This is a genomic window from Parahaliea maris (genome assembly GCF_008064665.1).
Lineage (GTDB): Bacteria > Pseudomonadota > Gammaproteobacteria > Pseudomonadales > Halieaceae > Parahaliea > Parahaliea maris.
Genome location: NZ_VRZA01000007.1, coordinates 167,212 through 191,120 on the forward strand (window position 1 = coordinate 167,212; position 23,909 = coordinate 191,120).

The 23,909-nt window shown below is 47.3% G+C and carries 23 protein-coding genes; 7 read left to right on the top strand and 16 right to left on the bottom strand.

Annotated elements, in window-relative coordinates; all coding sequences use genetic code 11:
* Positions 1 to 3: 3 nt before the first annotated feature.
* From FV139_RS17625 to FV139_RS17690, 15 genes are all read right to left on the bottom strand, one after another.
* On the bottom strand, positions 4 to 876 hold the full coding sequence (locus FV139_RS17625) for a hypothetical protein (RefSeq protein ID WP_148069794.1): 873 nt from the start codon (positions 874 to 876) through the stop codon (positions 4 to 6).
* A gap of 533 nt (positions 877 to 1,409) precedes the next feature.
* Positions 1,410 to 2,114: a DUF6994 family protein gene (locus FV139_RS17630; protein WP_148069795.1), complete on the bottom strand. Its 705-nt coding sequence runs from the start codon at positions 2,112 to 2,114 to the stop codon at positions 1,410 to 1,412.
* A gap of 12 nt (positions 2,115 to 2,126) precedes the next feature.
* The gene (locus tag FV139_RS17635; RefSeq protein WP_148069796.1) at positions 2,127 to 2,495 is read right to left on the bottom strand and encodes a hypothetical protein; all 369 of its coding nucleotides are present in this window, start codon (positions 2,493 to 2,495) and stop codon (positions 2,127 to 2,129) included.
* Complete coding sequence (locus tag FV139_RS17640) at positions 2,488 to 2,694, bottom strand: hypothetical protein (protein WP_148069797.1); 207 nt, start codon at positions 2,692 to 2,694, stop codon at positions 2,488 to 2,490. The genes FV139_RS17635 and FV139_RS17640 overlap by 8 nt, the downstream gene beginning before the upstream one ends.
* A 24-nt stretch (positions 2,695 to 2,718) precedes the next feature.
* Positions 2,719 to 2,982, bottom strand: coding sequence for a hypothetical protein (locus FV139_RS17645; RefSeq protein WP_148069798.1), 264 nt, complete (start codon positions 2,980 to 2,982; stop codon positions 2,719 to 2,721).
* Between the two features lie 82 nt (positions 2,983 to 3,064).
* Entirely contained in the window at positions 3,065 to 4,234 is a 1,170-nt protein-coding gene (locus tag FV139_RS17650) for a hypothetical protein (RefSeq protein ID WP_148069799.1), read from the bottom strand.
* A 344-nt stretch (positions 4,235 to 4,578) separates the two neighbouring features.
* Complete coding sequence (locus tag FV139_RS21425) at positions 4,579 to 4,971, bottom strand: tyrosine-type recombinase/integrase (RefSeq protein WP_148069800.1); 393 nt, start codon at positions 4,969 to 4,971, stop codon at positions 4,579 to 4,581.
* 301 nt (positions 4,972 to 5,272) lie between these two features.
* On the bottom strand, positions 5,273 to 6,463 hold the full coding sequence (locus tag FV139_RS17660; RefSeq protein WP_148069801.1) for a site-specific integrase: 1,191 nt from the start codon (positions 6,461 to 6,463) through the stop codon (positions 5,273 to 5,275).
* A gap of 319 nt (positions 6,464 to 6,782) precedes the next feature.
* The gene (locus FV139_RS17665) at positions 6,783 to 7,970 is read right to left on the bottom strand and encodes an ATP-binding protein (RefSeq protein ID WP_148069802.1); all 1,188 of its coding nucleotides are present in this window, start codon (positions 7,968 to 7,970) and stop codon (positions 6,783 to 6,785) included.
* Positions 7,967 to 8,350: a PriCT-2 domain-containing protein gene (locus FV139_RS21430; RefSeq protein WP_148069803.1), complete on the bottom strand. Its 384-nt coding sequence runs from the start codon at positions 8,348 to 8,350 to the stop codon at positions 7,967 to 7,969. The genes FV139_RS17665 and FV139_RS21430 overlap by 4 nt, the downstream gene beginning before the upstream one ends.
* Entirely contained in the window at positions 8,347 to 8,808 is a 462-nt protein-coding gene (locus FV139_RS17675) for a bifunctional DNA primase/polymerase (protein WP_148069804.1), read from the bottom strand. Before FV139_RS17675 ends, FV139_RS21430 begins: the two co-directional genes overlap by 4 nt.
* A 483-nt stretch (positions 8,809 to 9,291) precedes the next feature.
* Positions 9,292 to 9,723 (bottom strand): antirestriction protein, encoded by a 432-nt coding sequence (locus FV139_RS17680; RefSeq protein WP_148069805.1) that lies wholly within the window; start codon positions 9,721 to 9,723, stop codon positions 9,292 to 9,294.
* Positions 9,724 to 9,791: 68 nt separating this feature from the next.
* Positions 9,792 to 10,034, bottom strand: coding sequence for a hypothetical protein (locus FV139_RS17685; RefSeq protein WP_148069806.1), 243 nt, complete (start codon positions 10,032 to 10,034; stop codon positions 9,792 to 9,794).
* Positions 10,035 to 10,087: 53 nt separating this feature from the next.
* The gene (locus tag FV139_RS21090) at positions 10,088 to 10,264 is read right to left on the bottom strand and encodes a hypothetical protein (RefSeq protein WP_187276616.1); all 177 of its coding nucleotides are present in this window, start codon (positions 10,262 to 10,264) and stop codon (positions 10,088 to 10,090) included.
* 273 nt (positions 10,265 to 10,537) lie between these two features.
* Complete coding sequence (locus FV139_RS17690) at positions 10,538 to 11,014, bottom strand: hypothetical protein (RefSeq protein ID WP_148069807.1); 477 nt, start codon at positions 11,012 to 11,014, stop codon at positions 10,538 to 10,540.
* Positions 11,015 to 11,556: 542 nt separating this feature from the next.
* Between FV139_RS17690 and mads1 the strand changes: the two genes are divergently transcribed.
* Genes mads1 through FV139_RS17725 form a run of 7 tightly spaced genes read left to right on the top strand, consistent with a single transcriptional unit; the run spans position 11,557 to position 22,945 of the window.
* A complete protein-coding gene (gene mads1 / locus FV139_RS17695) occupies positions 11,557 to 11,742 on the top strand; it encodes a methylation-associated defense system helix-turn-helix domain-containing protein MAD1 (RefSeq protein ID WP_148069877.1) in 186 nt (61 codons plus the stop codon).
* 30 nt (positions 11,743 to 11,772) lie between these two features.
* Positions 11,773 to 13,254 carry a type I restriction-modification system subunit M gene (locus FV139_RS17700; RefSeq protein WP_148069808.1) on the top strand — a complete coding sequence of 494 codons (1,482 nt, stop codon included), beginning with the start codon at positions 11,773 to 11,775 and terminating at the stop codon, positions 13,252 to 13,254.
* The gene (locus FV139_RS17705) at positions 13,194 to 14,732 is read left to right on the top strand and encodes a type I restriction-modification system subunit M (protein WP_213004156.1); all 1,539 of its coding nucleotides are present in this window, start codon (positions 13,194 to 13,196) and stop codon (positions 14,730 to 14,732) included. The genes FV139_RS17700 and FV139_RS17705 overlap by 61 nt, the downstream gene beginning before the upstream one ends.
* Positions 14,733 to 14,734: 2 nt before the next feature.
* Positions 14,735 to 15,937 carry a restriction endonuclease subunit S gene (locus tag FV139_RS17710; protein WP_148069809.1) on the top strand — a complete coding sequence of 401 codons (1,203 nt, stop codon included), beginning with the start codon at positions 14,735 to 14,737 and terminating at the stop codon, positions 15,935 to 15,937.
* Positions 15,938 to 15,939: 2 nt separating this feature from the next.
* A complete protein-coding gene (locus FV139_RS17715) occupies positions 15,940 to 18,909 on the top strand; it encodes a type I restriction endonuclease subunit R (RefSeq protein ID WP_148069810.1) in 2,970 nt (989 codons plus the stop codon).
* Complete coding sequence (locus FV139_RS17720; protein ID WP_148069811.1) at positions 18,909 to 19,757, top strand: hypothetical protein; 849 nt, start codon at positions 18,909 to 18,911, stop codon at positions 19,755 to 19,757. Before FV139_RS17715 ends, FV139_RS17720 begins: the two co-directional genes overlap by 1 nt.
* A complete protein-coding gene (locus FV139_RS17725; RefSeq protein ID WP_148069812.1) occupies positions 19,757 to 22,945 on the top strand; it encodes a DEAD/DEAH box helicase in 3,189 nt (1,062 codons plus the stop codon). The genes FV139_RS17720 and FV139_RS17725 overlap by 1 nt, the downstream gene beginning before the upstream one ends.
* Positions 22,946 to 23,400: 455 nt before the next feature.
* Here FV139_RS17725 and FV139_RS17730 read toward each other — a convergent pair whose 3' ends face one another.
* Positions 23,401 to 23,847: a hypothetical protein gene (locus tag FV139_RS17730; RefSeq protein ID WP_235898709.1), complete on the bottom strand. Its 447-nt coding sequence runs from the start codon at positions 23,845 to 23,847 to the stop codon at positions 23,401 to 23,403.
* Positions 23,848 to 23,909 lie beyond the last annotated feature (62 nt).

Genomic DNA, 23,909 nt, shown 5'->3' on the forward strand with positions numbered 1-23,909 from the left:
TGATTAAGCTCCTGGATTACTAGAAAGCTGAAATACCTTGACCTTTGAGGGTATGATCACAGTCGCTTCTTCCCCCGCTATCAGTCGATATCCTGCTTCTATGACTTCAGCCACCTTGAAGTCATCTTCTTCAGATTGCGTTGGGATAATCTTGGGGTTATCTGAAATACTATCGCCGAGTTTTCTATAATCATCTCCGACGTCAGGCTCGAATCGTATGACGCCTGACTCTTCAAAAGCATCTTCAAGCAGTCGTCTGATAAAGTGTAGTGATTCCGAATCATCGCCGTCCTCTATAAATTCACTAACAGCTTGATCAACTCGTGCAAACCTTAATACAAATCGCCGGAAAATTTCTGCATCATAGCCTTTACGTAATCGTCTTATCTCTTGGTCCTTTTCATCGAGAGCAGAGTTAAGTTCAAGATATGTTTCTATCATGGAGGCGACTTTCGTTTCGGTTCTGCCGTTCTGATCAGTATTGCGCGCTAATTCTGTCGTAATGCCCATATGGAGCGCTTCTAGCCCCGATCCGACTGAAGATAGATATTTGCCCCACTTTTCCGGAACAAGCAATCTCTGGTCATTGATAAGTAATTGCCTCCAACGATAAAGGTAGAAACTAATACCAATGGAAAGAGCTGTTGTAGTTACAAGGAGAAAAAGCATGACAACAAGCCATGCTGGTATAGAGGCAGCTTCCTGTATATTAGGTGCCGCGCCTTCTACGGTGTTGTCTTGGCGATCTCTAGTCAGGTAGTTATCTCGATCAGTATCAAAATTGTCGTTTTGGGAGTTGATGTCGCCATAATTGGCATTTGACAGCTTGAGTGTATTGCCAGGCGATTCGGATGTTTGGTGGTCACGCGCTGACATCAACGCTGAGTTCTGCTCGCGCCGAGTGGGGACGGGCACTGAAGATTTAAAGGTAGATTCCTCGTTACCTAGTGACCTAGCAAACGGAAATCCGAATGTTTCCGTTCCATTCGGTAGTCCGCCGTTGGTCTCGATTTCGAGCCAAGGAGACGTGCTGGTTGATTGTGTTTGAGCTACAACACTTGTAGAAGTTATGGTTGCTAGCAAGCATAAAAGCGGAGAAAGGCGTCTCCTGACTCTCATTAGTCATCCTTGAACAATCCCGGTTTGTGAGAAACATAGTTTCACATACATTCAATGAATGCCAAGCGCTGAAGCGTGTTTTACTCAGATTCTGTGAACCTGTTAGGATAATAGTTGGGCTGACTACCGGGCTAGGACGTCAATCGCTCGGATCGTGGACAAATCTTGATCAACAGTCGTTTAGTCGCGCATCAATAGTGTGGAGCGAGTAGTGATTGAGGCTGTTCTTTATTAGTAGATGCTTCTGGTTTTATCGATGACCAAAATCCTTAGATTGCTCATTCACGCCATCAGCTATCGGGCATGGTATCTGAATCAGTGGAGAGGCTTGCCTGCATCCGCTGGGCACGAGATTGAATGAACTTAATGGTCGCGTCCTTTAACTTTAGATACTCTTCAGCATTCGCAGGTATGCCCTTACGAATGAAACCATCAAACGGTAGAAAAAAATCTACTTGGTTGTCAGCTGTTACAAGGTCTTGCAGTAAAAAGAAATTTACATACCCATCGAAATTAATAAACAACTCGAAGAACGCGTTGTAACGTTGAAGCACATCGGCTAGTGGTGATTTTTCAAAAATATAATGCCTTCGAATGCATTCAAGTGTTAGGTCAAATCTGTCGGCTATTTTTGCATTTATACCCCGTGCCTGATTAATCGTGTTCTTTCTGTCAATCTGATATGAGGGGAATATGATATAAGCACCAATTGTTGACCCCGCCCGATAGAGCTCTTCAGCGTCGGCATTAACCTCGCCGATAATCGCAGCCATACGGGTATTTCCGCGATAACTATTGGTAATCGCGTCACTGCTCAGGGCTAACTCCCGCCATTGCAGATATTTTGTGTTAGTCATATCCAAGCTAAAATACTTCCCATTGGGTAGAGTCTTAGACCAGAGCATTTGGTGGTACCGACGTAGAGTTGGGCTATGTGAGTCTGGATCTTTTCCGGCGGGGGTATCGGTAAAAAAATCAAATTTTGTGTCAATCATTGGAAGCAGATATCAGCGATCAATCTTTTTATAAGTATTACTTACGTCGACGCCAGTGGTCGAAAGTTTTCTGCCATAAATATCAACAGGGTACAGCTTCCCGTCGACCACTTTGTGACACTTGTTGTAGTTAACATTCCCCCCAGATGATTGATCGCAGAAGGTACTTTCGTTCGTCCGGCGTTTTCCTTTTATTTTCGTCCTCCTGCCATAGATATCCACAGGAACGGCTTCATCTTCCGTGACCTTGATACAATCGTTGTAGTCGGTAAGCCCGCCCTTTGATCTTTTGCAGTATGTGTCAGCCTCAGCGTACAGGGAGGTCGGTGCCGAGACGACGATCAGAGTGAGTATAGAGAGCATTCTAGGTTGCTTATTCATGGTTCCACCAAATACGCACCTTGGTGATGACATACCAAGTGAAGGCGGCCAAGAAGAGATAGACGGTCCAATCAGCAATAGAGCCGTCACGATCTTGAAAAGTGAATACTCCCAGACCTGCAAAGCAGGCCAGGAAGATAGAAAGCGCGAGATGAAGTTTTAATGGTTTGCTTGTTCTCTCAGTAGTAATTGTTCCCATCGAAGATTCCCTCCTGGGTATCAATCATTCCTCTTTGTCTTCTAGTCGTTTCTGTAGGTGTAGTATGTAGCCAACGAGAACGATAATTATGATCAGTGAAAGCCAAATACCGCGTTCCATCCAGGAGACGTTAGATTGCTCGGTTTGAGTTGCTTCAATAGGGTGCTGTTGAGTCACGGTTTTGTCGGGGGTACCACTACCATAGCTTTCGGCACTGTCGAGCATATCTCCGGCCGTGTCCATTGCCTGAGACGTTTTTTCCCGCATTGTCTCAGCTGCTTCAGACATCGAACTCTGAATCCGTTCGTCATTCTCCTTGCTACATCCGTGAAGAATGATTAGTGCAGGGACAATAAACAGACTTGCCCATCTAGCCAGGTGATTTTTCAAAGTCAGACCTCCATATAAGTCCAGTGCATTTGAGAAGGGCATAGAAGAAAAGCAGCGGGATTGCCACTGATTTCAACAGCACGGAAGTGAGTAAGAGCCAGGCATTCTTGGTGAAGTCATCAAGCTTGTTATCGAGGCCTTCAAGTTTGTTCTGAATCGAAGAAGTACTGGGCGGTTTTGGAATATGGTCCAAAAATGAACAGGCTTTACCCTGAGACCGCTTGTTTATGCAGATCAGTTTGTCGCGCTGTTGTTTGAGCGCATCTTCAAATTCGTCTATCACTTCTTCGATATTCGTCTTTTCTTTTGCGTGCAGCCTTTGATTTTGGAATAGAGATTTGGTGGTGCCAGAGCAACTTGGTGATAACACGGGGGTTTTGGGGGTCTTGGCTGAGAGACGGCACGCTATGTCCTCTTTACCTAGTTGCTGTTCGAGATTTGATCTAGCAACGCCCAACTCTTTTACTTTGACTCTGTGATTTTCTTTACTGGCCTCGATTGATAGCTTCAAATTCTCGATATTCTTTTGAGCGCTTTCCCGGGCTTTCGAGTAGTCAGCCCCCTGGGTAGCCAAAGCCTTGACGCTTCTAAGATCACCCTCGAAGACCTGCATGGCACTGTGGTGTTTTTCCTCGGCTGATTGGAGAAATACTGAATCTACCCAGGTATTTGCTATGACAACGATGCCAAGCGCAAAACGAACGAAAACAGCGACAAGAAAAATTTTAACGAGGGGAGTGAGTGCGCGTGAATTTTGGGAGATTAGGCCTAGTCCGGTTAGGACTGCTATTCCGGTAAAGATATAGTTGAAGATTTCGCTGGATACCAACAGCAGAAGTACCTTCTGGGCGGCAACAGCACCTAGTGCAAATAGGACTACGGTAGAGAAGCGCTCGATCAAGTCATTGACCGGGTCGAGAACCTCACCGATGGTTAGGGTGACGAAAGGTAAATCAAGTTCTGTGCCCTGGAGTACGGAGACCAGAGCGTTGATGCCCCTTGCTGTTGCGTAGATCGCTCCTGTCGCAGCAAGCGCCCCATCAAGATTCTCGTCAGCCACTTTGTCGAAGCTGCCGGAAAGGCTTAGCGTGCAGAGGGCAATCAGAAATAGGATACAAACTGCTTTAACAGGTGTACTGGACAGCTTCATTCAACCCCTTCCCTGGATGCTGTGTTTTCATGTGATGCTGCATTTGTCAACATACCTTATCTAGAAGAAAAAAAAAAATAGGTTTATGGAGTGAAATCCCGGGCCAAGCCGGGAATGTGACTGAAATATGTACAGATAGCGTGGCCCAGAGCGGGCCGGGGATGTGCCCCCGGGGGCGAGCCAGGGGGAGGGTGAGATTGCCCGCGAGCGGGGCAAAGTGGGGCCACAAGAGTGGCCGTACTGCAGGAGCCGGTGCGGCAGACAGTGCGTGGTGTATGTGGTGCTACAGGAATTCAGAAATCCAGATCCCCGGGGTCCGGCCAGGTGGTCAGCTGGGATGCTGGCTAACTGGGATTCTGGGTCACCCGATCCACATAGTCGCCGACGCTCTTGGTGGCCTGCCGAAGAGCCTCAGAGGTGAGGTGGCTATAACGTTGCGTTACAGAAGAGTCACTATGGCCCAGCACCTTCTGGACAACGTCCAGGCTGTGCCCGCTAAAGACCAGCATACTGGCATTCATGTGGCTTAGCTCGTGCAAACAGATATGCTCCAGGCCAGCAGATTTCCTCAGGGTCTGCCAGACCTTATTGATGGAGGTTACACGCTGATCGCCTCTACGGCTACTCACGAAAAGCCTTCTGATCGATTGTCGTGCCTGGTCTGCTTGGTGAATAGCGTGTTGCTTGTTAGTAAATCTATGTTCATAAAAATAGTGCTTTCGTAGGATCGAAAAAATACATAAGGTTTAAGTCACATAAACATTGACGAACTACGCGTCCGAAAGGTAGACACATTAGCGAGGCCGCAGGCGGGCCGGCGAGGTGACCCATGGGGCGAGCCAGGGGCCGGGGGGGAATGGCCCACAGCGGGCCGGAGAGGCGGCCTCAGGGGCGGTGTGGTCGGACGGCGCGGTCAGTGAATGACGCCGTCAGAGTTCCAGGCTCCCACAGCCCCGGAGCCCGGTCGCGGCGGCGCACCATGACCGGGAAACTGGAATTGTAGAATCCTGGAATGCAACCGAATCTGTCCTCTGACCGCTAGCCGGCCTCCTTGGTCACGCGGTCCACATAGTCGCCGACGCTGTTAGTGGCTTCCCGTAAAGCCTCGGAAGTGAGATGGCTGTAACGTTGCGTTACTGACGGATCGCTGTGCCCCAACACCTTCTGCACGACGTACAGGCTGTGCCCGCTGGAGACCAGCATACTAGCGTGCATGTGGCGAAGGTCGTGCAAGCGGATATGCTCCAAGTCAGCAGATTTCCTCAGGGTCTGCCAGACCTTGTTGATGGACGTCATCCGCTTGTCCCCCTTGCGGCTACTCACGAACAGCCATTCTGATCGACCTTTGGTGCGGAGCTGATCGAGGATATCGAGAGCCCTGTCATTGAGTGGAACTGACCTTCTGCGCTTGCTCTTCGAGGTCCTGGCCTGGATAGTCCATGTGCGGTTCTTCCGGTCTATTTCAGACCACCGAGCGTTCAAGGCTTCATTGACTCTGGCCCCGGTGAAGAGCAGGAACTTGACGATCAGAGCTACCGTGCGTTGCCGGTGTGTAGCCTTGTCCAGTGTAGTGAGAAGCCGCTGCAGTTCCTCGTCAGACATCAAGCGCTCCTCTCTGTTGTCGGCATTGAACTGCTTTACGCCAATAGCAGGATTCTTCTCTATCAGGTCCCATTCCACCGCGAGATTAAGCATCCTCCTTATCAGTTTCAGATGGTGGTCGGCGGTGGCAGGGGAGAGCTCGGACTGACCGAGTTCATTGTGAAACTGCTGGATATCAGCCCTCCGGAGTTGGTTAAGTTTGATGTGCCCGAAACGAGGCTTGATGCGTAGGTCATACATTTTTTTATCATACGGCCATGAGCGCTTGTTGACTTTGGCGTGAGGTAGGTATGTGTCCTCAAAGTAGGCCGCGAGAGTCGGGACCTGCTTCTTGGCCTTTACATCAGCAGCGGGGTCTTCTCCCAGATGGGTCTTTGCCTTGAGTTCTTTTACCTTGGCTTTCGCGTCTTTGATCGACACGTCTGTTGAGCGGCCTACTTTAACTCGAGCCGTCTTGCCATTGGCGTCTTTATAACGATACCAATAGGTGCCAACCCCTGGTGTTACCGCGCTTACCTCAATATAAAGTCCTGTTCTGTTGATGTCCGTGTATTCGATGCGCTGTCTGCCTGGAGGGCAGATCAGGCCGTTTTCGATGAAATTGTCGTCGAGAACCTTTGCTGGCATTAGAGCCCTCCATTGTATGTTTGGATACCGATGTATGTGTAGTATCGGGAAGTGCCAGGGCTGTCGCTAAGAGGCACAGCTCTAAAGGACACCAGTTGTCTCTGGACCATCCAAGCGAACATGCGCCCGGCACGGTGGTGTACACCTCGCTCTGTACCATCCCAGAGGAACGTACCCGTGAGCATATCCCCGAGGCAGTACCAATGGTCGTGTACTAGGTAAGGGGACACTGCATCCATAGCTCTGCGTAACTGTCTATAGAACACCTTGGGGTTTTCAGCGGGTTTGGGTCGGTGCCTCGGCGCTTCTGATATCTCGTTCATGACGCACCTCCTGGTGTCGTGTTGTTAAGGCGGTATCGGTGTACGCCGCGTTCACCGCGATCAAAGGTCCATAAGTGCTTGCTTGGGTCCGTTCCGCAATAACGCTCTATAAGTTGTGCCGCCGCGTTCCTGGAAATTCCTCCACTTTCTTGTAGAGTAGCTATAAGCTCCTTTTTCGATGAGCCCCCTGAGCCAATTGCGGCTTTGACGATAGTGATGGCTTCGGAGTCGCTGTCGAGTTGGTTTAGTGTCGCTGCGCGATTCGCCTCTTCAGCAGGTATGCGAGTGAAGGAGTCCAATAGGTCCCGGTAATTGCGTATCTGGTCTGGGGCTGAGTAGCTGAAATGAACTTCGCGAGCGACGGAGCCACGTGATTTGATGTTTTCGAAAGCGATTACGCGCTTTCCAGTGCTGGCGCCATCATCGATAACCTCAATCACATAGGCACAGTCGAAGTCGTCCACAAGATCACTGGTGCCTGCATATATAGACTTGCCGTTGTCGCCTTTCCTTTTATTGACATGAGCAAGAGCGATTACAGTGCCCCCAACGGATACGAATCGGCGCATCAGTCTAGTGAACTCAGAAGCCACTCGTTTGCTCATCAGGTCGGTAAAGCGTTTGGCAGTATCCAGTACCAAGATCGCTCCCAAGGCACAGCCATCCGCTATCATCTGTTCGATTAGCCCAAGAAGATCTTCGGCGCGGAATTCGTTATAGCCGTCGCCAATCATGTGAAAGCCGTATTCCTCGGCGATTTTTACTTTCTCAAGCAGGCCAGATAGGTTGTCGTCGGCATTAACGTAGTAAATCTGTGCTGGATTAATGAAACCGGCAGTGATTGACTCCGCTAAGAGGCCTTGACTGGAGAGTGTTTTACCTGAGTTGGGAGAGGCATAAATAATGGTCGATTGACCTACAAGGGCGATCTGGTCGAATACATACGTCTCTTCTTGACAGCGTTTTTCGAGCTCAGCACTTGATCCGGTTAGAGAATACTTTTCGAGCAGGCATCTGTTTTGAGGTGGTGGCGCTGGTATCTCTGGTTGGCGATCGGGATACACGATTTCGGTGTGTGTTTTCTCGAATGCATCTAGTTTTTCGTTGATTAGCTGCTGCGGGTCCTTGCCTGTGTTTTTTACCATCCAGTGCAGTGTAGCAATGGTTTGTCGTCCATCTTTCATGGCTTGAACGACCCCCATTTAGCACGCATCTGCGATATGCCGGGGTATTTAGAGCCCCTACTGCTCCACTGGTCCCATATAGCGAAACCCTCACAACTATTGCCTGTCTCGAAACTCAGGATCATGCCGACGCTAACCCAGTCGCCGTAGGAGATATCAGGGCTGAGTGCGTTGACCAATACCTCTAGCTCATCCAATTTTCTTTGTGTGAGCGGGGTAGGAGGAATAACTGCTTTCGGTGGCGGTCGAAGACTGGCGACGTGCGAGGGAGGTGGCTTTCCGTTGTTACGGAATACTGCGCACAGAGACAACGGAGGGGCGACGGGTAAATCGCGTATATGAGAAATGCTGCATCTTTCAATCTGCTTTTCATCACTCATGGCAGCACCACCATTGAGCGCCTGGCTTTTATGTCAATGCCCTGGGGGAGCTTGGTACAGTCAATAGACTGGGTCCGTACCGGAGTCCCGGGTTCTAACCGGAAATAGTGATGCTCACCTCTTCTGGTTTTTACGACCAGGCCAGGCTCTAAATCGAAGGATTCTTCGATCTGGTATAGAGCAGCAAGAGCTTCGGGTGAGTCAGCATCTAGAACAACCAGGTCTTCCGGAACGATAAAGCCGATCCAATGCGAGGGGTATCTTGACCAGTAGTCCCTGATAGCTGCTTCGCAGAGGTGAGATAGCCAAGGGTCCCATTTACGGGTGGTCTTTTTTGAGTTGGGATAAAGGGGTATGACGAGAAAGCCGGCAAGGAAGTAGATTAACGCCTTTTCGAGTTGATTCTTTGCCGCTTCAATCTTATCGCTTAATAAATAGGATTCTGATTCGGGGTCCAATTAAAGGCCTCCTTCAACATAGTGTTTGATTACTGTGCTGGAAGAGACTTAGGCGCAATACGGCTAGCTGGGACGAGTGCAAAAACTCGATCCTGCTAACGTCGCACGGGTCGCTTGAAAGGAATCAGTGTATTAGCAATAGGAAGTAGTCGGCTGCAGAATCAGTATGCTTCAGCTCAAGTAGTGACTTCGCCGGAGGTTCACTACCCGCCACACGCGTATAGCAATGTGGATATATCACAACAAAAAGCTTGTCGTACGATGGCTGCCAGAAGCCTCCACCAGACTTACACGGTAGCGGATGCAGCCCTTCTAGATCAAGAATGTATGACGTGAAAAATTTAGATTTTGGGTGCCTACACGAAATGGTCAGGGCTGGCACCGGGCCAGAACCCCAGACACCCAGTTTCCCAGCGAATCCGGTTCGGTACTTGGCTCCTCCCCGGCAGCCTGGAAAACTGGAATTCTGGCAAACTGCCGCCCTCAGTCGGTGGCACCGAGGATCGCCGCGGCCTCCGGGTGCTCGTAGACATAATCTCGGAGCCAGTAGTAGTTCTCTGCGCAGAGCTTACCGAAGACCACGTTCTTGGCATAGGACAGCCGGGAGAAGGCGTACAGGCAGACTGTGATTCCCAGGGCATCTGCTGAAAGCTCTCCCGACCAGTAGTTCTCGCAAGACAGCTGAAACCGACGGTCATCATCCGGGGCGGTATAGAAGCCACCATTCGAGAGTTGGTACATCAGCCAGTAGCCTCCATGGTACTGACCATTGGTGAGTTTCTCGGCCGTGCTATAAATTGTCGGTTCAATCAGCAGAGGGTATGTGGCACCAAAGTGGTTGCCAATGAAATCAAGACGCTGCTCTTCAAGGATCAGGGTAGCGGTGACGGTGGTGTTGCTTTCGTTGCCACTCATACAGGTACTCCACAAAAAATAATCAGGGGGACAAAGAAGGGCAGCACCCGAAGGTGCCGCCACTGGGGTTACGCTTCCTGAGGGTCAGGAAAGGGGATGAGGTTTAGTTCCAACTGCCGCAGATACAGCAGTGACATGAGGTACTCCTGCAGAACGCCAGGAGGGAAGTCCGAATGCTCTGAATCCAAAATGGCGATGGCTACAGACTCATAAGCCTCGAACTCGTCCTGCTTGTTCACAGGCTCACCTGGTATCAGCTGGACAGCTTCTTCCAGGCGAGTGCGTACCTCCCGCAGATCGGGTGTCTTCATATGAAAATTCCTTGGTTTTGGGAGAGGGTGTGTGCCGGAACGGCGGGGAAGGGTTAGAAGCGGAGGGCAGTGCGATGATCGGATTCGGGAAATTCGCCGATCCAATCAACGTGAACCCCTGCTATCAGCATGGCCTGGTCCCTGACGGCGTCGAAGAATTGCTCTTCTGGCAGTTCCCAGGCTGAAACCAGGTCGAGGGCGTCTTGCAGATAATCAATGTAATCGTCCATAGGACTTCTCCTTGCGTGAGGTGATGGTTGGTTCGGGTCAAAAACGATGGATCTGCCTCAAAATTGCTAAGGCGTTGAAAACAAACAGCTTTATTTATGTGAGTTAGGGTCGGTATAGGGTCGGTTTTCCAGGTTCGAGCCAAGACCCATTAGAAAAAGTGAAGACAAACAGGGAGTTACAAGGGAGTAAAAACATCCACCTCCCGAATCAAAGTCGAGCCGAGAAGCTTGGGGGTGATTGGCGTTACCGGGCGGGAAACCCAGAGGAGGTGGTTACTTTTTGGCCCGGGGAGCGGCCTTTTTCCTGGCGGGAGTGTGCTTGCGAGCGGGGGTCTTGCGGGGAGGCTTGGAGGATTGCAGCTGCTTGGCCTTGGTCAGAAAGCCCTGGACATCTCCGAGCTGGTGACACCTTTGCTTACCCTCGATGGGCTCAATGACACCCTCCGCTTTCAGAGCTGCCATCAGGAAGGCCGGTGTGTTCACTGACCGACCTCGGAAAAGGCTCTTGAGGGCGATAGAGGTGATGCCATTGTCAGTTTCCGAGGCTTCCAGCGTACTGAGGATGTGAGCCATGGAGACCCACTCGTCACTGAAGAAGCCGCCGCCGGGGTTCTCATGGATGCGGATCATCAGCTGGTCGTCCTCGGTGGTGCCGAGGCAGTAGGTGATCTCGGACTTACCGGAGATGGTGGGGCATGATGATTTTTTGATCACCCGGGCTGAAGGTGACGCTACTTTGGGTTTTGCCATAGGTCGTTCTCCGTGATGGATTGAAGGGGTACTGCAGAGGGGATTTTTTGATGAAGCTCACAGACAGCGAATAGCTTCATCGCGGGGACTGCTTCCTTTCATATAAGATGGCAATTTTTGCGCATTGACGATTAGCTGATATCGCAGGGCAAACATATAGATTGGGCCGGCTGCGTTGAGGCAAGGGCACATGAAGTGGCGTTAAAGAGTGTTGGTGGTGCGGGCGTTCTGAGGAGTGGAATTGGATCAACCCGTTGGATTAACCCCGGGGCGGAGATATGACTAGGGGTTGGTCATTGTACTTAATTTCGTGCCCACCTCTCCCGAATTCCCTGCTCATTCAAGACGCAGGCTTCGTTGATACAAAGCATCGCGCAGGATTCAAGGAAGCTCTTCTTCCTCAACCCCCCCCAAGCCCGAAACAGCTCACATATTAACCACTTATGTGATTCTAAAGGAATCGGCGGGCTCGCAGGGTTTAACGTTTACCCTTCCCCGATATTCCCCTATTCTCTCACGCGGGAATGTGAATGCTGAAAACCATGAGCGAACAAATTTTGACCTTAAAAGAGGTGGCAGCGTATCTGAAGCTTGCAGAGAAAACCGCTTATCGCCTGGCAGCCGACGGCAAGCTCCCTGGCTTCAAGGTTGGCGGAAGCTGGCGCTTCAAAGAAACAGATTTAGAGCGCTGGATTGAAGAACAGAAAACTGAGAACAAGAACTCGTGATCAGAGTGTGGGAACAGGAAAACCGAATAGATGTCAGGTGAAAAATTAAACTTATCACAATTAGAGCAATATCTTTCGAAAGCAGCCTGGATACTCAAAGGGCCGGTCGATGCCTCAGACTTCAAGGTCTACATATTTCCCTTGTTATTTTTCAAGCGCGTATCGGATGTATATGACGAAGAATACCAGTCAGCGCTTGAAGAATCCGATGGTGATGTAGAGTACGCATCTCTGCCTGAAATGCATCGCTTTGAGATTCCCGAGGGCTGCCATTGGCGCGATGTTCGCGAGACCACCACCAATGTTGGCCAAGCCATTGAACATGCCTTGCGCGGAATCGAAAAGGCAAATCAGGAATATCTCTACGGCATATTTGGTGATGCCCAATGGAGTAACAAGAACAAGCTATCCGATAGCCTACTAATCAACCTTATTGAGCATTTTTCGCAATACACATTGGGCAGAGAAAATGCAAATCCAGATATGCTGGGCAATGCCTATGAGTATCTCATCAAGCACTTCGCCGACCTAACCAATAAAAAGGCAGGAGAGTTCTACACCCCGCGATCCGTTGTGCATCTATTGGGCCTGATCCTCGACCCCCATGAAGGTGAAACAATCTACGACCCTGCCTGCGGCACAGGTGGGATGCTGCTTGAGTGCGTTGATCACCTCAATCACAATAATGAAGACTACAGAACGCTAAAGCTCTACGGCCAAGAAAAGAACCTAACATCTAGCTCAATTGCTCGCATGAACATGTTCCTGCACGGTATTGAGGATTTTGAAATACTGCGCGGCGATACTCTCAGACAGCCTGCATTCTTCGAAGCTGATGGCCTTCAAACATTCGATTGTGTCATAGCAAACCCCCCGTTCTCCCTCAAAGATTGGGGAGCCGAGAATTGGGCCAATGACCCATATGGCCGGAATATCGCTGGAGTTCCGCCACAAGGTAACGGCGATATGGCCTGGGTGCAGCACATGGTGAAATCCATGAATAGCACAGGAAGAATGACTGTGGTGCTGCCTCATGGAGCGCTATTTCGCAAAGGCGCTGAAGGCAAAATTCGTAGAGTGCTAATTGAGCATGACCTGCTAGAAGCCGTAATCGGCTTAGGACCCAATGTGTTCTACGGAACACAGCTAGCGGCATGTGTGATGGTATTCAAGCAAAACAAAGACACAGCGAAAAAAGGCAAAGTCCTATTTATAGATGCATCAGACCAAATTCGTGTAGGCCGAGCCCAAAACTTTTTAGAACCAAAACATGTTCAACAAATCCATAAATGGTATCAGGCGTTCGAGGATGTAGATAACTACGCAAAAGTCGCAACGCAGGAAAACCTATTAGATAACGACTGCAACCTGAACATTCCGCTCTATGTCGAGAAAATTATTGAAGACAACTTGCCGAGCGTTGAAGAAGCCATGGCCGAATTGAAAGAGGCATGGGAAGCGAGCTTGGAAGCGGAAGAAAAGTTCAAGGAAGTATTGGAGAAGTTTATTTAATGTCGGCAAAAGAACTAGACCAAAAATCGCTAGAGAAATACCTGTGGGGCGCGGCCACGGCTTTGCGCGGCACTATCGACGCAGGTGATTACAAGCAGTACATATTCCCGCTGCTTTTCTTTAAGCGTATCTCCGATGTTTACGATGAAGAGTTTGAGAATGCACTGGCAGAATCCGATGGCGATTTAGAGTACGCAGCATTCGCTGAAAACCACCACTTTCAAATCCCGGAAGGTTCACATTGGAAAGATGTGCGTGAAACAACGGTAAATGTGGGCCTTGCCCTACAAAACGCAATGCGGGCTATTGAGAAGGCGAACCCAGACACGCTAGAAAGCATTTTCGGTGATGCAAGCTGGACAAACAAAGATCGCTTGTCGGATGCGATGTTAACAAACTTGATAGAGCATTTTTCACAGCACAAACTGAATTTGAGTAACGTGCCTGATGACAAACTGGGTAACGCATACGAATACCTCATAAAGGAGTTCGCGGACGATAGCGGCCATACTGCCGCTGAGTTTTATACGAACCGAACCGTCGTAAAACTGATGACCTTGATCATGGACCCACAACCGGGAGAGTCTGTTTACGATCCCACCTGTGGTTCTGGTGGCTTACTTTTGAATTGTGCCCTGCATTTGAAAGAAGAAGGGAAAGAATACCGAACGCTCAAGCTCTATGGTCAGGAGATAAACCTCATAACATCGGCTATCGCTCGCATGAATATGTTTATGCACGGTATTGAGGAATTCGATATTGTGCGGGGTAATACCTTGGCCAATCCGGGATTTCTGGAGAATGATGAACTTAAGAAGTTCAATGTCATCCTCGCAAACCCGCCATATTCAATTAAATCCTGGGATAGGAAGTCATTCGAAAATGATCCCTTTGGCCGAAATTTTTGGGGTACGCCGCCACAAAACTGCGCCGACTACGCATTTGAACAACATATACACAAAAGTATGGATACAAAAAATGGTAGGTGTGTTCAGTTGTGGCCTCATGGCATCCTTTTCAGAGACAGCGAAAAGGAAATGCGACGCAAGATGATTGAGACAGACACAGTTGATTGTGTCATTGCCCTAGGAAAGAACCTGTTTTACAACTCATCCATGGAGTCCGCATTGTTGATTAGACGGACAAATAAGGAGAGGAAAAAGAAAGGTAAGGTGCTGTTCATTAATGCATTTAAAGAGGTTAAGGAAGAAAAAGCTATTTCTTATCTATTAGATCAACACATCGAAAAAATATATAAAGCGTATAGTAACTATGAAGATGTTGATGACTTTTGTCGCGTAGTGTCGAATGAAGATATCAAGGAGAATGATTGTTCTTTGTTGGTTACGAACTATATAAAATCATCGAGGATATCAGATCCAACCGACATAGAATTTAATGATGCTTATTCTGCATGGGAGAAAAGTACTATATCTTCAAGAATAAGTATGAGTTCCCTCTTGGGGCAAGAGGGGTGATCATGAAGTTAGATAAGTTAAGCTGGAAAAAAGTAAAGCTCGGAGACGTAGTCACAAAAAGGGAAGAAGTTGATAGAGCTAACGCTAAAAATGAGTTTGATCTCTTTATTAAGGTTGATCATTTAGATGCTGAGTCCTTACATGTAAAAAGATGGGCCTCTCAAGAAGCGCACGAGATTCCTCCCACATTCTACAAGATTTTCAGAAAGGGGCAGGTTTTGTTTCCAACACGAAACCCCCATTTAAAGAGAGCTTCTTTAGCCCACTTTGATGGGATATGCGGAGAAAAGACATTAACCATAGAGGCCAACTCAGAAATAATTCTTCCTGAGTTCCTTCCGTTTCTGTTTCATTGCGATGCGTTCTACGCGCACACAACTTCTTCGATTGTTGGTTCAACAAATCCACATGTTCGTTGGAGGGATGTGGCAAAATTCGAGTTTTTATTGCCTTCTATTAATGTTCAGCGTGAGCTTTCAGAACTTTTATGGTGTGGCGACGAAACTATTGAGTCTTCTGTTAGAACTAAAAGTGATCTTTCATCTTTGCTGAATGCTGAGGTTGAATCAGAGATTCATGGAGTAGATATCGCCGGGAAAACCATCAACCAGGTTCTCTCGGAGCTATCAAAGTCCATCAATGTAATAAAGCTCAAAGAGCTTGGAAGTGTATTCAAGGGTAGAGGAATACCAAAAGCTGAAGTCCTTCGCGAAGGAATTCCTTGTGTCAGATATGGAGAACTATACACAAAACATCATCGCATAATTAGGGATTTTGACTCGTATATATCAGAGGAATCTGCTGAGAAAGCCGTTCAACTCAAAAAAAATGATGTTCTATTTGCCGGTTCAGGTGAAACTATTACCGAAATTGGAAAGTCAGCATGCTTTATACACGATGACAAGGCATATTCTGGCAGCGACATTTTAATATTTCGGCCACATGATATGGATGGCGTGTATTTGGGGTATCTGATGAATTCTCAGCTGGTGAGACAGCAGCTAAACAAATTTGGAACTGGAGCTACTGTTATGCATATATATGCAGCAGACGTAGAAAAACTACAAGTACCTGACTTGGGTAAAGATAAGCAAATAGCAATAGGGCAACGTCTAGAGACCATAACAAAAGAAATATTCTTGATGGATGAAAAAATAGCAAAGGCTAAAGAATTACAAAAAGTAATTATCAATCAGGTATTTTAGGGATGGGATTTACTGAATTAAATAGCGTCGAGCACTACATCATCAATCAATTGACGGGTGTAAATCTCAATCAGGGAAAGGTCGCTGAGACACCTTTGCAGCCCTATGGCGCTGAGTGGCAATATCAAAGTTCAGAGCAGCTTGGCCGTGGTGTTAATGAAGTACTCGTTGAGTCGCAGGTGAAAGAAGCGTTACTGCGTCTTAACCCTGAAATACAAGCGAAGCCTGAACTGGCGGATGAGGTCATCTACAAGCTCCGCGCCATTTTAATCTCGGTAAATCAGATTGGTCTTGTAAAAGCCAATGAAGAATTCTTCTTGTGGCTTACAGGCGAGAAAACCATGCCTTTCGGCGAGAGTAATCGCCATGTACCTGTTCGCTTAATCGATTTCGACGATTTCGCCAATAACCAATATATAGTCACTAACCAGTTTCGCATTCATCACCGCGAAACCAAGATACCCGATGTGGTGATGGTGATTAACGGCATTCCCGTTGTCATCGGCGAAGCTAAAACACCCATCCGGCCATCCGTGAGCTGGCTTGATGGCGCGAATGAAATACACAACATCTATGAGAATGCGGTTCCGCAGCTCTTTGTGCCGAATATCTTGTCTTTTGCGACTGAAGGCAAAGAGCTGTATTACGGCGCTATACGCTGCCCATTAGAATTTTGGGCGCCGTGGCGACTGGAGAATGACGACGAGAAAATTGCCAAAAGCCTTGGTTTAGCTGGTATGGGTAAGGAGCTTATCGACTTGCTAAGCCCGGTTCGCCTGCTCGATATCATGCGTAACTTCTCTTTGTTTACTAGCAACAGCAAGAAGCAGCGTATGAAGGTCATACCGCGCTTTCAGCAATATGAAGGGGCCAACAAGATTGTTCAGCGGGTTATAGAGGGCAAGATCAAAAAGGGCTTGATTTGGCACTTCCAAGGCTCAGGTAAATCATTGCTCATGGTCTTTGCTGCGCAAAAGCTCCGCCGCGAAGTCTCCCTTAAAAGCCCAACCGTTATTGTGCTGGTAGACAGAACCGACCTGGACACACAGATTAGCGGGACGTTTAATGCCGCGGACATCGCCAATGTCGAAACCACCGAAAGCATTAAAGAGCTACAGCAAATACTGGAGCGGGATACCCGCAAGATCATTATCTCGATGATTCATAAGTTCCGCGATGCGAAGCCAGACATGAATACCCGCGACAATATCATTGTTCTTGTGGATGAAGCACACCGCACTCAAGAAGGCGATCTTGGTCGCCAGATGCGGGCTGCATTACCCAATGCTTTCCTATTTGGTCTGACAGGAACGCCAGTCAACAAGGCGGACAAGAATACATTCTGGGCTTTTGGCGCTGAGGAAGATCAAGGCGGATATATGAGCCGCTATACCTTCCACGACTCCATCCGCGATAAAGCAACACTGCCTCTGCATTTTGAGCCGCGCTTGGTTGATGTCCATGTTGATAAAGACTCCTTGGATCAGGCTTTTGAAAACCTGAAAGAGAGAGCGGGCCTTACGGATGAGGAAGCAGATGCCTTAAACCAGAAATCGGCGAAGATGGCTGCATTCCTCAAGGCTCCGGAGCGCGTTGAGAAGATCGTGAATGACATTGCCGTGCATTTCAAAGAGAAGGTGTTACCCCATGGCTTCAAGGCAATGATAGTCACGCCGGATCGCCATGCTTGTGTTCAATACAAGGAAGAGCTGGATAAGAACTTCCCAGTCGAAGCCAGTAAAGTTGTTATTTCTACGACGGCTAACGATGAGCTTGAGTTTAAACAAAAATGGGGTGTTGATAAAAGCCAGCAGGAAAAGATCGTCGATGAGTTTAACGATGCCACCTCAGAACTTAAATTTATTATCGTTACAGCCAAGCTTTTGACGGGGTTTGATTCACCAATACTTCAAACGATGTATTTAGACAAGTCCATAAAAGATCACACGCTCCTCCAGGCGATATGCCGGACTAACCGTCTGTATCCGTATAAAACCTTCGGCAGAATTGTCGATTATTTTGGAGTATTTGATGATGCAGCAAAGGCTCTTGAGTTCGATGATGAAAGCCTACAGCAGGTTATCACCAATCTTGCCGAGCTCAGGTCAAAATTGCCACAAGCAATGGCGGACGCTTTATCTCATTTTGAAGGAGTTGATCGCGCCCTGGAAGGATTTGAGGGATTAGAAGCCGCGCAGGATGCCATTGATACTGACGAGAAGAAAGATGCCTTTGCAGCAGACTTCAAATACTTAGCCAAGCTTTGGGAATCGCTTTCGCCGGATAATATCCTTGATGCCTATAACACCGATTATAAATGGCTCGCCCAGGTCTATGAGTCGGTCAAACCAGCTTCAGACAACATTGGGAAATTGCTGTGGTTAACCTTGGGTGCACAGACAACCCAGTTGATCCATGAAAACATTCATGTCGGTGAAGTGCATACACTAGATGAATTCGTTATGGACGCCGACGTTATTGAAGATATATTCAATAACCCTGATCCAAGGAAGACAAAGCAATTAGAGAAGGCGTTAGCGAAACGCTTTAAAGATCGCGTCGATCTTCCAGTATTTAAGTCGTTGAGCGAGAGGCTTGAAACGCTTAGAGATAAGGCTGAGAAAGGACTAATCGCCTCAATCGACTTTGTTAAAGAGCTTTGCAAGATCGCTAAGGAAACACTCCAGGCTGAAAAGGAGCTTGAGGAAGCTAGACAAGAGAAATCACCAAAAGCCGCTCTTACTGAGCTATTCTTGGAGCTGAAAAGCAACCAAACGCCCGCAGTCGTCGAGCGCATAGTCAATGATATTGATGCCATTGTTCGCATAGTACGTTTCCCTGGCTGGCAGAATACTACTGGGGGCGAACGTGAGGTGCAGAAGTCGCTGCGTAAGACATTGCTGAAATACAAGCTGCATACTGATCAGGATTTATTTGATCAGGCATACGCATATATTCGGGAATACTATTGATGCCTCAAGACGATAATATAGCTGCACTTGAGATTACTGGCTTTCCAATTGATGATGATTGTGTCGGGTCAAAATGGAAAGTTGAGAATGAAGATCAGTTGGCTCGTCTTATAGCAATAGTTATTATGGGACAGGCTGCGCAGGCAGCTCATATTATTGACGAATTATTACCAGCCGCTCCTGCATTTACTACTGATGCACTCAAACAGGAAGCAGTAATAAAGTTCACTGTTCAGGAAGTGGCTCAAACTCCACGAAAGGGTTATCCCAGAATTCAGAGGGATGGCTTGATATTTGAAATTATTTCCTGGATAGCTGCCAAACAGGTATCCGGTGACAAATGTTTTCTTAAAGATCCGCACACGAGTTCTACATCTCAAGGCTTAGACGGGATCATGATAGAGCTTAATGAAGATGGTAGTGAAATATTAAAATCCACCATCTTTGAAGATAAGTGTACGGACAATCCACGAGATACATTTACGCAGAAAGTAATACCTGGGTTCTTAGATCGGCACGGAAACACGAGAAACGCAGAGCTTATTGCTGCCGCTGCAACCCTTATCCAGCTAAGTGGAGTTAGTAATGTGCAGGCCATGTCTATGGTTCGCAAAGTAATTGATAACTCAAGCAGGCAATATCGAGCAGGTTTTGCGTTAACTCAGGATTTCAATACGGAGGAAGCCCAGAAGGCGTTGTTTAAGGGGTATGACAAAATAAAGGATATAAACCAGGAACAACGTATTGGTGCAAGCCTTATTGTGGATGGAAAGTTAAGGGATTGGTTTGATGCGTTGTCAACAAAAATCATTGCTTACATAGAACAGTTAGATGTGGAGCAGGATTAATGTTTGATCCAGAAACAGCTTCACTCCTTCGATCCGCTCCCGAGTTTCCTGATTTAGCCCCTGAAGACCTGCCGCAATTCTTAACCAGCCACTATGCACAGATTGTCTCTTTGAGGCTTGGCGGAGAAGAACAATTAAGCCAAGAAGGTGGCTGGACATTAGCTCGTATTGCGGATACCTATGAGCTAGTAGTTTCTATCAATAGCGATCCATCTATTAGGCGGTCCTCTGCATTTGTTGCTGCGAGTGCTCAGCAGTTGATAGCAAGGAGAGAGGAATTACTAGAAGAAGAAATTGCTGAGAGAGAAAATGTAAGCAGGGATCGTTTAGCACCTGAAATAGCAGCTGTCCTCCTATTTCTTGCGGCTGAACAGTACGCAGATGCCCTTGAAGCCGCGTCCAAGGTAAAAATCGAAAAGGAGGGGCAGCATTACCTTGTTACTGAGTTAGTCAGACATATAGTAGATTTAGCTAATGGTCGGCTAACAGATATTGTTTATAGAGGTAATGAAAGAGTAGGGTTTGTTGTAGAACAGGGTAGTAATGTTGAATTTTCTGCCTTTCTCGCACTGGTTCAGTCTTTAGTCTTCGGCATAGAAAATCTATCAAAAGTCGTCTTAGGAATTGGTTTAGATGATGTCCAAATCCAATCTCCCAAAGTGATTTTTGAGCATGTAAAATCACTAGCAGCTTCAATCAAGAGAGATGCTCTAGCATGTGGAGTAGAATTCACGTTTCCTGGGATTACTCACCTAGCATCATTACTCTCAGCAACATATGACGGGATATCTGAATCTGCACTCACTAGGCTAGAACCACCACAGGGCTCTGGGCCTGAATTTTGGCATAATTGGATAGCGTTCCGAGCAAAAAAATTCCCTTATATCTGGCCTAATCACAGAAAAGCTCTCGCAGATGGCTTCCACCACAATGAAACGTCTGCTGTAATGGTTTTGCCAACAGGAGCTGGAAAAACAACTATTTCCTCAATAAAAATCGCTGGCACTTTATCACGAGGAAAAAAGGTAATATTTCTTGCTCCAACTCATGCGCTTGTTGAGCAGCTTACCGTCGACCTGCAAGAGATGTTCCCGCAAGATATTCTAGGCTCGATAGTATCAAGTGACTTTGACTTGCTTTTCCAGGTTGGTGCAGTTCTCCCTGAAATTGAGGTAATGACACCTGAGAGATGCTTAGCAATGCTTTCCTTCTCTCCAGAATCCTTTGATGATGTTGGCTTATTAGTATTTGATGAATGTCATTTGCTCAGCCCGCAATCAGGAAAGATTCGCAGATCGCTAGATAGTATGCTTTGCCTGCTTGCATTCAATAAAATTGCCCCAGAAGCGGATATTCTTTTTCTCTCTGCGATGGTGCAAAACGGAGAAGAATTTGCAAAATGGATTAATCAATTAACAGGTAGAGGTTGTATTAGTATTGATCTGCTATGGAAGCCGAGCAGGCAGGCTCGCGGAGTTGTAATTTACGCAGAAAATGACGTTCAATCCATAAAAGCAAATGCAAAAAATGTACAAGCGCATCTTGATAAGAAGGCCGGGAGCCGTGCCGCAAATTTAAGAGCTGCTTCTTCCAGAGAGTTGGTCATAAATCCTTATGCCATTTGGGGCTTGCAGCACAATTGGCTGGATTTGGAAAATAATAATGCAATCTGTACTTTCACAAAGCTAACACAGGATAAAGTTTTACTTAGCGGAAAGCTTTATCCAAACAACATATCCATCACCCCTAATGTAAACAGTGTTGCTTCAACCTTGGCCGTGACAAGTGCCAGTAGTAGACTTAAAACTATTGTCTTTGTTAACCAAAAGTCTCATGCCATATCTACTGCTAAAAGTATCTCTATTGCGCTTGGCGCAAACATTGTTCCAACGGAAGATGAAATTCGTAGATGGGATGCGTTAGAGTTAGAGCTAGGAGGGCTTGAGCATTCATTACTAACCAAGGGAAACGCTGCAGTTCCACATAACGCATCCATGCTTCGCATCGAAAGAGAGCTGTCTGAACGTATGTATAAACGTGCAGATGGGGCAATGGTAATCGTTGCTACCCCAACATTAGCTCAAGGTCTTAATCTCCCCGCGCAAATGGCGATATTGGCAGGAGATAAACGTGCTGAAAATGATGGGCGCCAACTTTTGGAGGCGCATGAATTATTGAATGCTGCTGCGCGAGCAGGTAGAGCTGGGCATCTTGCAAATGGAATTGTATTGCTCGTGCCAGAGCCAATTTTGATATTTCCCGAGAACCAAAGTTTAGATGAGGATGTAGTAAGTAAATTGCAGTCAATAATTCCAGAAGATGACAGATGTGTAGAAATTTCAGACCCAATATCTAAGATTTTAGATGAAATCTCCAATGGCAATACTGTAGATCGTGATGTGATGTACCTTGTTAATCGCCTTGCAACTCTGAATGATTCTGACAACAATGAAAGTTCATTGTTTAATCTTAGATCTTCTTTTGCTGCATTCCGATCTAGAACGAATAATGAAGAGCAGAGATTTGATGCCCAATTAGTTGAGTTAGAAAGTCTTGTGAAGCTTAAAGACTGCGATGAAATTGATCAGTCTTTATCAATTCTAGCATCACAAAGTGGATTGCCACCACTTGTACTTTCACGTTTAAGGGCCGCGATTACACACAATATCGGGATATTGCCAACGTCAATTCAAGAATGGGTTTTTTGGCTATTTGATTGGTTTAAATCTGATCCAGAAGCTAAGGAGCTATTACTTTTTGATGTAAAAAAGTCAGTGCTTGGGGCAACTGGACGAAATAAAAATGGCGATCTCTCAGATGACGTTCTGGATGCGTTATCTCCAGGGATATTTGCATGGTTAGCTGGTTCACCACTAAAGGATGTGGAGTTTGCTTTGGGGGGAAGCCCAGATTCAGATAATGCAACTGCAAAAGCGTGTCCACGAGCTAGGGAGTTGGTAGGTACTGTTCTACCAAGAGGCCTCTCTTTTGTTATGGGCCTGGTGACACGTGTTGTAACTGAAATTAATCCGTACGACAGCCAGGAGAGTCTATCGTCCGAGGTAGTCGAAGCTCTGAGTACAGCAATCCGTTTGGGTTATGACAGTCCTGACAAGCTAGCTTTCTCAATCTCAAATCCTGCTATTTTATGTCGGGTTGCAGTTCACCAAGCGTTCGCGCAAGAGTGATTGAGAGCTGTTGGGAGCGATTATAAAAATGCTTCCAACGGATATTGGCTGTTGAGTTGCATCGAACTTTGAACAGGGAATGCACCGGATTCTGATCAGTCAGTTTCACCGTAACCAACTGACTGATCTCAATAATTTCCCGCTGATGTGGGTCATAATTCGGTGCAATAACCCACCATTATTTTGTTCAAAATTCAGTGCAATTCAACACCATGGCATCTCACTGCGTCCACCAGCCACACACCCCGGCGCGACACCCGAATTCCCCCACCGGCTCTACGTAGGGCTCTTCATCATAAACGGGGGACACCGGCATTCATTAAACTGATTTTGCGAAGATCGTTTAATGGAGCGAACACCGATGTCCCACGCAGGAACCATTATAGGCATACCTGGGCTGGGGGTAATACGTGTCAAGCGCCGCCGGCGGGTTACGGCCTGAATCGCTCGTCATCTTAATAGCCATCGTCAACCAGAGGTTCATCCACATAGTCCATTACCATGCTATGTACCTCTAGCTCGCACCAAGCTTTGAATAGCTCCAGCGTCCGGTTTTGTGGCCAGAGCGCAGGGTCGGTGTACCATTCTCCTAGGATGTAATCGAATAGAGGTTGGTAACAGGACTCCAGCCAGCTCTCGAATTCTTCGCTGGCAAATTCGTGGATTAGAAAGACAGAGCTATCTTCGTTGGCAGATTCCAGGGTGAGATAGTCGCCAACGGGTGAAGGGTCTGCTTCGTTGATCCAGTCCACGAATGGCTGCTTCAGTCTGACTATGAGGAGATCGCGGTTGAGCATGGTGAAGTACCAGTCTTGGCGGCTTTCGGATCGTAAAACCATACTATAGGCAGGGCTCTGGTGAATATGGACTAGTTCACCCGCTAATTTTGGATGCTGGGCCACCACCCATCCCTCGGAATAATCGGGCGGTCCAAGGCGCTTTAACTATCTGAAAATCATAAGAA